Below are 11,999 nucleotides of genomic sequence, written 5' to 3'. Positions count from 1 at the left end.
GTATGGCGAAATGCGGGTCCGGAGGCTCGATTCGGCGGAGCCGCTCAGTTCGAGATGCCCGGGGTGCGATGCAGGTAGGTGTCGCTGCCGAGCTGCTCGAGCAGAAAGGCGGCGATATCGGCGCGCGAGATCTTCAGCGTGAGATCCTTTGCGTCCGGCCCGAAATCGCGCTTGTAGGCATCGGTGCGCGGACCGTCGGTGAAGGCGCTGGGCCGCACGATGGTCCAATCCAGATCGCTGGCGCGCACATGGCCCTCCTGGGTGTTGTGGTCGGCCATGGCCTTGCGCAGCAGCATCCCGAACAGAATGTACTTCCACAGGAAGTTCAGGTTGCCGTGGCTGTCGCCCGCGCCCAGGGTGGACTGCACGATCAGCCGCTTCACGCCCTGCCGTTCCATGGCGTCGATGACGGTGCGGGTGCCGGCGGCCCGGACCACGCCCTTGCGGCCGTCGCCGAGGGTGACGATGCAGGCGTCCTGCCCGGCCACCGCGCGGTCCACCGCGATCGGATCGGTGACATCGCCCGCGATGACGTGCAGCCGCTCATGGGATTCGGTCATATTGGCCGGATTCCGGGTGAGCGCGGTGACCTCGTGGCCCGCCGCGAGCGCCTGCTGCACGACCTGGCGGCCGATGGTCCCGGTGGCTCCGAAGATGGCGATTCGCATTGTCTTTCTCCTTGCTGATGTTCGGTGAATTTCGTTGTTCCGAAGGTGAATTCAGTACATCAGCGGGAGCGGGCCGGAACCATCGTCGTGAGTCTCGCGGACATGCGGCAAGGTCTCAGCCATACCGCAGGCGCGCAACGGAACGGATCATTCCGTTCAGGTGCTATGCTGGAGTCATGCCGAAACCCGCCGAAGCCACAGCTCAGCGCCCCCTGCCCGGCCGCAAGGCGCAGGCCGCCCGCAATGACGAACTGATCCTCGCCGCCGCCCGCGAGGTCTTCCTCGCCGATCCGAAGGCTCCCATCTCCGCGGTGGCCGAACGCGCCGGGGTCGGCATCAGCGCGCTGTACCGGCGCTACGCCGGCAAGGAGGAACTGCTGCGCACCCTCTGCTATGACGGCCTGCGCCGCTACAACGCCGAAGCCGAAGCCGCCCTGGCGAATCCGGACGACTGGCAGGTGCTGGTGGAGTTCCTGGTGCGCGTGGTGGACGCCGACGTCCACTCGCTGACCGTGCATCTGGCGGGCACCTTCACCCCTGATGATTCGATCCTGCCGGAGGTGCTGCGCGCCGGGGAACTGAGCGAGTCGATCATTGCCCGCGCCCACCGATCCGGCCGCTTGCGGGCGAGTTTCACCGCGCAAGACCTGGGCCTGCTGCTGGAGGCCTGCGCCGCCCTGACCTTGCCGGACGCGGCCCGGACCGCGCAATTGCGCCGCCGCGTGCTGGCCCTGCTCATCGACGGCCTCGCCACCCCCGGGGAGCTGCCGGGCCCTCCGCCGGCCCCGGACGAATTCGCGCATCGATGGCAACCGCGCGGCCAGTGATGAGTTTCGCCGAGTTCGACCGTCTGTGCTCATGGGGAACCACGTCTCCGGAAGGAAGCGCTATGAACTGGACGCTCGAGGTCGTGATCGTGCCGGTGTCGGATGTCGATCGCGCCAAGGACTTCTACAGTGGGCCACTGGGATTCCACGTCGATTTCGACTCGGAATTCGGTGAGGGCAGGCGGGTGGTGCAGCTGACGCCGCCCGGATCCGGCTGCTCGATCCAGATCGGCACGCAGGGCGCGGTCCCGGATATGGCGCCGGGAAGCGTGAAGGGCCTGCAACTGGTGGTGCCGGACATCGAGAAGGCCCGCGCCGAACTGCTCGAACGCGGGCTCGAAGTAGGCGAGGTGCAGGTGCTCGGAAAGAACCCGCGCCCCACACCGCACCCGCTGGACAATGTCGGGTTCCTGTTCTTCGAGGATCCGGACGGCAATGCCTGGGGCGTGCAGCAGATTTCCTCGCGGGCCTGAGAACGCGCCGGGCGCGCACCTGTCGCGAATCGCGAAAAGCGCACGCCCGGAACGGGTTGCGAGTGTCTCGCGCTACGAGACGACGGGCAGGTAGACCTTGCCGCCCGCTTCCGCGAACTCCTCCGACTTCGCGGCCATCCCGGCCTCGATGGCCTCCACATCGGTGAGGCCCTGCTTCTCGGCGTAATCGCGCACATCCTGCGAGATGCGCATGGAGCAGAACTTCGGGCCGCACATGGAGCAGAAGTGCGCCGTCTTGGCCGGCTCCGCCGGGAGGGTCTCGTCGTGGTACTCCCGGGCGGTGTCGGGATCCAGCGACAGGTTGAACTGGTCGTTCCAGCGGAATTCGAAGCGCGCCTTGGACAGCGCGTCGTCGCGCGCCTGCGCGCCCGGATGCCCCTTGGCCAGATCGGCGGAGTGCGCGGCGATCTTGTAGGTGATGACGCCGACCTTCACGTCATCGCGGTTGGGCAGGCCCAGGTGCTCCTTGGGCGTGACGTAGCAGAGCATGGCCGTGCCCGCCTGGGCGATGATGGCCGCGCCGATGGCCGAGGTGATGTGGTCGTAGGCGGGCGCGATATCGGTCGCGAGGGGGCCGAGGGTGTAGAAGGGGGCCTCCTCGCAGAGCTCCTCCTCCAGCCGCACGTTCTCCACGATCTTGTGCATGGGCACGTGGCCCGGGCCCTCGATCATCACCTGCACGCCATGCGATTTCGCGATCTTGGTGAGCTCGCCCAGGGTGCGCAGCTCGGCGAACTGGGCCTCGTCATTGGCATCGGCGATGGAACCCGGCCGCAGGCCGTCGCCGAGGGAGAAGGTGATGTCGTACTTCGCCAGGATCTCGCACAGCTCGGCGAAATTGGTGTACAGGAACGATTCCTGATGATGCGCCAGACACCAGGCCGCCATGATGGACCCGCCGCGCGAGACGATGCCGGTGACGCGCTTGGCGGTCAGCGGCACGTAGCGCAGCAGCACGCCCGCGTGCACGGTCATGTAGTCCACGCCCTGCTCGGCCTGCTCGATCACGGTGTCGCGGTAGATCTCCCAGGTCAGCTTGGTGGGATCGCCGTTCACCTTCTCCAGCGCCTGGTAGATCGGCACCGTGCCGACCGGGACCGGCGAGTTCCGCAGGATCCACTCGCGGGTCTCGTGAATGTTCTTGCCGGTGGACAGGTCCATGATGGTGTCCGCGCCCCAGCGGGTCGCCCACACCATCTTCTCCACCTCCTCCGCGATGGAGGAGCTCACCGCCGAGTTGCCGATATTGGCGTTGATCTTCACCGCGAACTTCTTGCCGATGATCATCGGCTCGGATTCGGGATGGTTGTGGTTGGCCGGAATGACGGCCCGCCCGGCGGCCACCTCATCGCGCACCAGCTCCGGCGCGACCCCCTCGCGCGCGGCGATGTAGCGCATCTCGTGGGTGATGATGCCCTGCCGCGCCCAGGCCAGCTGGGTGCGCGGACCCGGCACCTCGGGCTTGGCCCAGGAGTCGCGCAGCTTGGGCAGCCCGCCCTCCAGATCGATGACCGCGCTGTCGTCGGTGTACGGCCCGGAGGTGTCGTACACGTCGAAGTGTTCGCCATTGGTGAGGTTGATGCGCCGCACCGGGATCCGCAATGTCGTGCCGTCGGCCTCGACCTGCTCGTAGTGCTTGACGCTGCCCTGAATGGGGCCGGTTGTCACGGTGTCGACCGGAGTCCCAGTGGACGCGGCACGGTTCGATGACATGGTGAATCCTCCCTACGCCGGCATTACCCGGTCAGGTTCATACGGTCGACGGCCCTGTCCGCCCGAATGGGCTAGCCGTCCTCTCAGCCCGCTGGTGCGAGCCCCCGTTGGCGTGTGAATTTGTACGCCCGCGACCTTACCCGGCGACCGCACCCCGCGACTCCTGGATGGTGATACGAACGCCCGTGCCCCCGACCGATCCGGTTTCGGTCGAGGGCACGAGGCACAGGAGGGCCAGGAGAAGGTGACTAGCGCTCCTGCGGTCCGATCGGCCAACCCAGGGCGCCGAAGGTGGCGTTCAGGTTGATCTCGGTCATGGTGAGGATGTCGTTGATGTCCAGCAACAGCGACAGGTGGTTCTCGGTCTGGCAGCCGACCGGATCCGGCGCACCGGGAGTGAGCCGGGACTTGACCCAGTTGAAGGCGTCGCCCATGCCGAGAGTGGTGAGCGTCAGATGCTCGGACAAGTGGTCGCGCTTGTAGAGCACCGAGGAGCCGCCCGCGCACCATTCCCCGACGAGCTTGTCATTGGTGGTGTACGGCACGGCCTCGTCGAAGATGCCCTGGTACACCATGACCGGCACGGTCGGCGGGTTCTTGCCGAGCACGGTGGCGTCGAACACCGCGCGGATCTCCGGCAGCGCCAGATACTCCTGGATCGGAATCGTCAGCAGCCGTTGGTAATCGGTGAACATCAGGGTGATCACATTGCGCACCAGGCACTGGCCCTCGGTGCGGTCCATGATGGCCCGGCCCTCCGGCGTCAGATAGCGCTCGGTGGTGGCCGCGAACTCCGGATAGGCATTGCGCAGCGAGGAGATGCCGATGCCGATCAGGCTGGCGAACATGGAGCCGTTCACATGCAGCAGCGACTGCACGTCCGAGACCGGCGCGCCCATGGCCGCGCCCTTGATGTTCAGCTCGGGGGCGTAGGTCGGCTGCATTTCCGCCGCCCAGCCGGTGGCCATGCCGCCGCCGGAGTAGCCCCACAGGGCCACCGGCGAGGCGGGGTCCAGGCCCAGGGGTTCGAAGTTCTGCGCGGCGCGAATGCTGTCGAGAATCATGTAGCCGGGTTCCTTGGCCACGGCCAGATTCCCGTTCATGCCCTCGTAGTCGGGCACGTTCACCGCATAGCCCTGGCTGATCGAGGCCGCCAGCTCCAGATACTCGACCGTGGAGTGGATGCCCTCCAGGGCCTGGAGCCCGGCCCCCTGCTGCAGGACATAGGACGGCGCGCAGTGCGGCGCGGTGCTGTCGTAGAAGAATTGGTGCGACACCAGCGGGCGGCTGCGAGAAGTGTTGGCGCCCATGGGCACCGCCACCGTGGTGGCCGCCACCGTCGGCTGGTCGAACAGGTCGGTGGTGCGATAGAGCAACTGCCAGGCCCGGACCCGCACCGGCAGCACGGTCAGCACCGCCAGCTGCACCTCGCGGGTCTTCAGAATCTCGCCCGGCGCGGCCGCTTCGAAGCCGTCGGGCGCCCGATAGAACGAGTCCACGTTCAAGGGCCCGGGTTGCGCGGCCGCCGGTGCGGCCGCGGTCCCCACCGCCAGCACCGCCCCCGCCGCCGCCACTGCCGTCGCGAGCGCGGCCGCGGTCCACCGCCGCCATCCCCGCCGCGGGCGATCCCCATTGATTGCCACGTCCGTTCCCTTCCTCATCGACGTGACAGCGATTACAACATGACATCCTGTTATCAACAAGATGTCTTTCTCAAACCTGCGCCGCTAAGGTCGTTGCATGACCCGCAGCAAACCAGCCGCGGCGCCAGACCGGACACCCGCGCGGCGTCGCATCCGCGGCCTCGACGCCGAAGAGCGCAGCGCGCAGCGCCGTCGGCAACTCCTGGCCGCCGCCACCGAACTGTTTGCCCGGCAAAGCTATTCGGGGACCTCCATCGAGCAGATCTGCCAGGCCGCCTATGTCGGCACCAAGGGCTTCTACGATCACTTCGACAGTAAGGAAGCCTGCTATACCGCACTGCTGGAACAGATCACGGTGGGCATCCAGCAACGCGTGGGGGAAGTCGCGGCGGAGACGGCCGGAATGGCGTGGCCGGAGCGCAAGCGGGCGGTGATGGCGGCCTTCGTGCACGCCATCGCGGACGACCCGCGACTGGCCAAGGTGACCTTCGGTGAGGCGGGTGGCATCTCACCGGCGGTGGAGCGGCAGCGGCGGAGCAACCGGCGCTGGTCGGCGGCCTTCTTGAATCAGCTGTGGCCGGAACGGGTTTCGCTCGACGAACGGCAGAGTCTGGCGCTGAGCCTGGCGACCATCGGCGGAATGTTCGAACTGGTGGCGGACTGGCTGCACCATCACGACGACGGTGGCGCCCCCGATGTGGTCGAGACGCTGGTCGAGGATCTGACGCGGTTCGTCACCGTCGTCGAGATGGGCAGGCGGACGGCGGAATAGCTCAGTTCGCCTTGCCGCCGTCGGCGGACGCGGTGGCGGAGCCGGTGGTGAGCAGTTCGATGATCACCTTCGCCAGCGGCGAGGAGCAGGTCGGCGGCTGGGACGAGGTGCACCCGGAACCGGTGTCGCCCGAGCCCGAGGAGCCGACAATGGGGCTCACCGGAGCCGCTCCGGCGACAGCGGCCTGGACGGGGAACAACAGGGCGCCCGCCAGGGCGACGCCGGCCATACGCTTCTTCATGAATCCCTCTTCTACTCAAACGGTTTCGACCTACAGTCGATCCGAAACACTACTGAGCGGAAGCTTCGGTGCGAAGACCTCGCTTTCGGGGTCCGCGTCTTTCGCGCCCTGCGGTGGGCTCGGTGCCTCCTCCAGGCCGATCCGCTTGTGCAGGGCCGCGAGCGGTTTCGGGGCCCACCAGTTGCCGGTGCTCATCAGGCGCATGAGGGCGGGGGCCAGCAGGCCGCGGATGACGGTCGCGTCGGCGATGACCGCGAGGGCCAGCCCGATGCCGAACAGCTTCATGGCGGCCACCGCCGACGTCGCGACGGCGAGCAGTACCACCGCCATCAAACCCGCTGCGGCCGTGAAGATCCGGCCGGTGCGCGCCACGCCCAGCGCCACCGAGGTGGTGTTGGCCGCCTTGCTGCGATCCGAGGCCAGCCACTCCTCCCGGATCCGGGACAGCAGGAACACCTCGTAGTCCATGGACATGCCGAAGGCCAGGCAGAACATGAGGATCGGCATGAACAGGTCGATGCTGCCGGTCGAGGTGAAACCGAGCAGGCCGGACAGGTGGCCCTCCTGGAACACCCAGATCATGGCGCCGAAGGTGGCCGTCAGCGACAGGATGTTCAGCAGCAGCGCCTTCACCGGCAGCACCACGCTGCCGGTGAACAGGAACAGCAGGATGAGGGTGATGACGGCGATCAGCGCACCCGCCAAGGGAAGTCGCTCGATGACCGAATCCATGGTGTCCTCGTTGAGCGCCGCCGCGCCGCCGAAGAGCGTCTCGCCCGGCGCGGGCACCGCCCGCAGGGCCGCCAGCTGCCGCTCACCCGCTTCGGAGCCGGGTGCGGCCTTGGCGCCCACGGACAGGTACGCGCCCTCGGGTCCGGTCATCTCCGGAATGCCCGCCGCCATCTTGACGCCGTTCACGTAGACGCCGTCGCTGGAGAGCACCGCCGGCACATCCGGCACCTTCGACAGCGCCGCCGCGTAGGCGCCGAGTTCATTGGGCGCACCGTGGAATCCGGGCAGCACCACGACCGCGCTATTGGCCATATCGGCATCGAAGTCCTCGCGCAGGGCGTCGCCGACCTGGCGGCTGGAGGCGAAATCGCCGATCACCCGATCGTCCGGGCTGGCGAAATGCGCGGACAGGAACGGGGTTCCGAGCGCCAGCAGCGCCGCACCGGCCACGATGGCGACCGGCAGCGCGCGCCGCATGACCGCGGTCACCAGGCGGTACCAGAAGCTCTGCTCCACCGGCTTCGGCGTCGGCTCACCGCGACCGAACAAGCGGCGTAGTGGTTTCCGCAGATCCCAGGCGTTCACCCGATCGCCCAGCAGGATCAGCGCCGCGGGCAGCAGCAGGATCGACGCGCCCACGGCCGCCGCCACCACCGCCACGCCGGCGAAGGCGAACGATTTGAAGAACGGCTGCGGGAACACCGCCAGCGCCGCGAGGGCCAGCGCCACGGTGAGACCGGAGAACACCACCGTGCGGCCCGCCGTCTGCACCGAGCGCAGGATGGCGGCGCGGGTATCGCGACCCGCGCCCAGCTCCTCGCGGTAGCGGCTGACAATGAAGAGGCTGTAGTCGATGGCCAGCGCCAGGCCCAGGGCGCTGGTCATGTTCAGCGCGAAGATGGACACGTCCATGACCGTGGTGAGCAGGCGCAGAATGCCCAGCGTCGCCGCGATGGCGAAGAATCCGACGCCCAGCGGCAGCGCGGCCGCGACCACGCTGCCGAACACCAGCACCAGCAGAATGCCGGAGATCGGCACCGCGATGGCCTCGGCCAGGATCAGGTCCTTCTCGACCTGGTGATTGATATCGGCGAAGGTGCCGGCCATACCGCCCACCCGCACCTCGACACCGTTGCGGTCGCCATTGAGTTCGGCGCTCAGCACATTGGCCCGGTTCTGCACCTCGGTATCGGTGCCGGTAATGGTGGCCAGGATGAGACCGCGCTGACTATCCTTGCTGCGCAGCGCCGTCGCGAGATCGGACCGCACGGTCACGGTGTTCCAATACGACCGCACGCCGGTCACACTCGGGTCGGCGGTGAGCAGGCCGGTGATGCGCTCGGCCTCGGTGCGCGCCGCCGGGCTGTTCACCCCGCCGTCCGGGGCGGTCAGCAGCACCACCAGATTCGGATTGCCGCCCGGGAAGTTGTCCTCGATGAAGTCATTGGCCTGCACGGCCTCCAGCTCATCGGTCAGGTAGCCGCCGCCCACCATGTGGGATTTGGCCGTGGCCCCGAAGCCACCGCAGATGATCATCAGCAACAGCGCGGTCACCAGTACGGCGCGCGGACGCGTCATGGCGAACCGGGCAAGAGTGGTCAACATCGACGCGCACCTCCGAAGGTCCCTTGACTTCGGAACGGTAGCGTTCCCGAACCAGCGCAGGTACCGGCCAGTGACCATGCTCATGATCATGTAAATCGGCTATCGCGCAGCCGATCGCGCACCGGCCGGTGCGCCCGCAATCACCCGGTAATACGGCCCCGGACCTCGCCCAGCGTCAAGCGCCCGCCCCCGGCCGCCGGCGCCGAGGCGGTGATCACCACCTCGTCGCCGTCCTCGAGGAAGGTGCGCTTGTCGCCGCCGATATCGATCGGCTCGGCGCCGCCCCAGCTCATTTCCATGAAGGAACCGCGCTGGTGCCGCTCCGGACCGGAGATGGTGCCGGAGGCGAACAGATCGCCGGTGCGGGTGGACGCGCCATTGGCGGTCATGTGCGCCAGCATCTGCGCGGGGGACCAGTACATGCGGCCGTACGGGGGAGTGGAGATCCGGTGCCCGTTCCACTCCACGGCCAGCTCGATGTCCAGCCCCCACGGCGCGCTGTCACGCAGATAGGGCAGCGGTGCGGGCTGCTGTTCCGGCAGCGGAATCCTGGCCTCGGCCAAGGCTTCCAGCGGCGTCACCCAGGCCGACAGCGTGGTGGCGAAGGACTTGCCGAGGAACGGGCCCAGCGGCTGCGCCTCCCAGCCCTGGATATCGCGCGCCGACCAATCGTTCACCAGCGCCACCCCGAAGACGTGCTCGGCGAACTCGCCGGTTCCGATGGGGCGCCCCAGCGGTGAACCGGCGCCGACCAGGAAGCCCAGCTCCGCCTCGATGTCCAGGCGGCGGCTGGGGCCGAAATCCGGTGCGCCGGAGTCGGTCCGGCGCTGCCCCTGCGGGCGGGCGATCTCCGTGCCGGACACCACCACCGTGCCCGCGCGGCCGTGATACCCCACCGGCAGATGCCGCCAGTTCGGCAGCAGCGCATCACCGTCGGGCCGGAAGATGCGGCCCATGGCGGTGGCGTGGTCGATGCTGGCGTAGAAGTCGACGTAATCGGCGATCTCCACCGGCAGATCCAGGGTCACCGCCGCGACCGAATGCACCGCGGCGGCGGGCAATTCCGAATCCGCCGCCGTGCGCACCCGCTCGCGCACCTCCCGCCAGCACTGCGGGCCCTGGGTCATGAAGGCGTTCAGGCTGGGCTGGGCGAACATCGGATCGTCCAGGGCCACCGCCAGATCGATGATCGAATCGCCCAGCCGCGCACCCACCCGCGGCTGCCCGCCGCGCGGGCGGAACACGCAATAGGGCAGATGCGCGGGGCCGAATCCGGAATCGTCCGGGACCTCGATCCGCACCCGGCTGCTCATATCCACCCCACGCCTCTCCTCCGCACCCGAACTCTCCACTACTCGGGCCCCTGCCCCGACCAGGTCCACGCATAACCGGGATCCTCACAGGCCAGCGCGCCCTCGCCGAGCTGCAACGGATGGAAGGTATCAACCATGACCGCCAGCTCGTCGAAGAAGTCGATACCGATACTGCGCTCGTACGCCCCCGGCTGCGGGCCGTGCGCGTACCCGCCCGGATGCACCGACACCGAACCTTGGCCGATGCCGGATCCCTTGCGCGCCTCGTAGTTTCCGCCGCAGTAGAACATGATCTCGTCGGAGTCCACATTGGAGTGGTAGTAGGGCACCGGAATCGACAGCGGGTGGTAATCCACCTTGCGCGGCACGAAATTGCAGATCACGAAGTTCTGGCCCTCGAAGGCCTGATGCACCGGCGGCGGCTGGTGCACGCGCCCGGTGATCGGCTCGAAGTCGGCGATATCGAAGGCGAACGGATACAGGCAGCCGTCCCAGCCGACCACATCGAACGGGTGCGTGGCGTAAACCATGCTGGTGCCGACGATCTCACCGGCGGGGCGGTGCTTGACCAGCACCTCCACCTGCTCGCCCTCGGCCAGCAGCGGCTCGGCGGGGCCGTGCAGATCGCGCTCGCAGTAGGGCGCGTGCTCCAGCAGCTGCCCGTACTTGGACAGGTAGCGCTTGGGCGGGGTGATATGCCCCGAGCCCTCGATAATGTAGGCGCGCAAGGGTTCCGGCCCGTCCGGAATCCACCGGTGGGTGGTGGCGCGCGGCAGCAGCACCTGATGGCCCTGGTGCACGCTCAGCGCGCCGAAGACCGTTTCCACCGTGCCGCTGCCGGATTCGATGTACACCAGCTCGTCGCCGATGGCATTGCGGTACAAGGGTGATGCCTGCAGCGCCGCCACATAGGAGATGCGCACATCGGCATTGCCCAGCAGCAGCCGCCGCCCGTTCACCACATCGCTCTCGGTGGGCTTGTCGCCCAGGAACAGTTCGTGCAGCTTCAAATGCCGGTGCCGCAGCGGATGATTCGGATACAGCCGCTGTTCCGGCAGCACCCACACCGAGGAATCCACAATGGCGGGCGGCAGTGCGCGGTGATACAGCAGCGAGGAGTCCCCGGAGAACCCCTCCTCCCCCATCAGCTCCTCGTAGTAGAGCTGTCCTTGCTCAGTGCGGTGCTGGGTATGCCGCTTTGGCGGCACGGACCCAACTTGTCGATAAAACGTCATCGCAGGCCTCTCGCGGGATAAGGATGGTCCCGGGGCCCATGGTAATCATCAAGTTGCCGAGAAGACGGCGGTTTTGCTGAGCAGATCGCATGTCAGGCGTGCCGCAGCGCGCGATACACGGCCGCGCCCACGAATTCGCCCAGGGTGTCGGGGGTCCAGTCGCCCGGATCATTGAGCAGCATGCGGACCGCGCCCTCGCCCGCCGAAACCCACAGTTCGACCAGGACCGGCAGTTTGCGCTCGGCATCCTCGGTGCCCCACGCGCGCAGGGTCGGCCGCAACCGCCGGGTGCAGCGTTCCACCGCCAGTTCGCGCCCGCGGCCGAACGACTTCGCCACGGCCGGATCGGGATTCCCGTACAGCAGCCGCCAGGAGTCGGGGCGCGCGGTGGCGGTGTGCAGCAGCGCGCGGAAGCCCTCCACGAAGACGGCTTCATCGGCCTCGACCCGCCGCCGCGGCAGCGCCTCCAGAATCCCGGTGATCATGAAGGCTTCTTCGCGCTGGATCAGCGCGTCGATGAGCTCCACCCGATCGGCGAAACAGGCGTAGACCACCGGCCGGGTCACCTTCATCCGATCCGCGACGGCCGCGATGGTGACCGCCGCGATCCCGTCCTCGGCGGCAATGGTGAGCGCGGTGTCGAGCACCTGCGGACGGCGGCGTTCCGGCCCGAGATGCCGCGCGCGCTGGCGGGGTCGTACAGCCGAATCGGAAGCCATGGGCACCGACGATAGCAGCGCGGGCGGAAGCCGGAAC

11 protein-coding genes are annotated in these 11,999 nt (G+C 67.9%); 3 read left to right on the top strand and 8 right to left on the bottom strand.

The annotated features are described in order from the left end of the window. Positions 1-44: 44 nt before the first annotated feature. The gene (locus ACYQ5L_RS36975; protein WP_459962868.1) at positions 45-668 is read right to left on the bottom strand and encodes an NAD(P)-dependent oxidoreductase; all 624 of its coding nucleotides are present in this window, start codon (positions 666-668) and stop codon (positions 45-47) included. Between the two features lie 176 nt (positions 669-844). On the opposite strand from ACYQ5L_RS36975, the gene ACYQ5L_RS36970 reads away from it, so the two are divergent. Both ACYQ5L_RS36970 and ACYQ5L_RS36965 read left to right on the top strand, forming a co-directional pair. After that, entirely contained in the window at positions 845-1,495 is a 651-nt protein-coding gene (locus tag ACYQ5L_RS36970) for a TetR/AcrR family transcriptional regulator (RefSeq protein ID WP_459962867.1), read from the top strand. Positions 1,496-1,557: 62 nt separating this feature from the next. Next, positions 1,558-1,968 carry a VOC family protein gene (locus ACYQ5L_RS36965; RefSeq protein WP_379196975.1) on the top strand — a complete coding sequence of 137 codons (411 nt, stop codon included), beginning with the start codon at positions 1,558-1,560 and terminating at the stop codon, positions 1,966-1,968. Between the two features lie 72 nt (positions 1,969-2,040). Here the strand turns inward: ACYQ5L_RS36965 and thiC are convergent, their stop codons facing one another. Both thiC and ACYQ5L_RS36955 read right to left on the bottom strand, forming a co-directional pair. After that, positions 2,041-3,702, bottom strand: coding sequence for a phosphomethylpyrimidine synthase ThiC (gene thiC, locus ACYQ5L_RS36960; RefSeq protein WP_459962866.1), 1,662 nt, complete (start codon positions 3,700-3,702; stop codon positions 2,041-2,043). 248 nt (positions 3,703-3,950) lie between these two features. Continuing rightward, positions 3,951-5,345, bottom strand: a complete 1,395-nt coding sequence (locus ACYQ5L_RS36955; RefSeq protein ID WP_459962865.1) for a lipase family protein — start codon at positions 5,343-5,345, stop codon at positions 3,951-3,953. 97 nt (positions 5,346-5,442) lie between these two features. On the opposite strand from ACYQ5L_RS36955, the gene ACYQ5L_RS36950 reads away from it, so the two are divergent. Continuing rightward, a complete protein-coding gene (locus ACYQ5L_RS36950; RefSeq protein ID WP_459962864.1) occupies positions 5,443-6,117 on the top strand; it encodes a TetR/AcrR family transcriptional regulator in 675 nt (224 codons plus the stop codon). A gap of 1 nt (position 6,118) precedes the next feature. On the opposite strand, the gene ACYQ5L_RS36945 is transcribed toward ACYQ5L_RS36950, so the two are convergent. From ACYQ5L_RS36945 to ACYQ5L_RS36925, 5 genes are all read right to left on the bottom strand, one after another. Beyond that, positions 6,119-6,358 carry a hypothetical protein gene (locus ACYQ5L_RS36945; RefSeq protein ID WP_459962863.1) on the bottom strand — a complete coding sequence of 80 codons (240 nt, stop codon included), beginning with the start codon at positions 6,356-6,358 and terminating at the stop codon, positions 6,119-6,121. A 30-nt stretch (positions 6,359-6,388) separates the two neighbouring features. Continuing rightward, a complete protein-coding gene (locus tag ACYQ5L_RS36940; protein WP_459962862.1) occupies positions 6,389-8,695 on the bottom strand; it encodes an MMPL family transporter in 2,307 nt (768 codons plus the stop codon). Between the two features lie 140 nt (positions 8,696-8,835). Further along, a complete protein-coding gene (gene fahA / locus ACYQ5L_RS36935; RefSeq protein ID WP_459963653.1) occupies positions 8,836-10,008 on the bottom strand; it encodes a fumarylacetoacetase in 1,173 nt (390 codons plus the stop codon). Between the two features lie 38 nt (positions 10,009-10,046). Beyond that, positions 10,047-11,243 (bottom strand): homogentisate 1,2-dioxygenase, encoded by a 1,197-nt coding sequence (locus ACYQ5L_RS36930; protein ID WP_459962861.1) that lies wholly within the window; start codon positions 11,241-11,243, stop codon positions 10,047-10,049. A gap of 92 nt (positions 11,244-11,335) precedes the next feature. Beyond that, positions 11,336-11,962 (bottom strand): TetR/AcrR family transcriptional regulator, encoded by a 627-nt coding sequence (locus ACYQ5L_RS36925; RefSeq protein ID WP_459962860.1) that lies wholly within the window; start codon positions 11,960-11,962, stop codon positions 11,336-11,338. Between the last annotated feature and the right edge of the window lie 37 nt (positions 11,963-11,999).

The sequence above is a fragment of the Nocardia sp. IFM 10818 genome (assembly GCF_054655275.1).
This window is presented reverse-complemented; position numbering and strand designations above follow the sequence as displayed.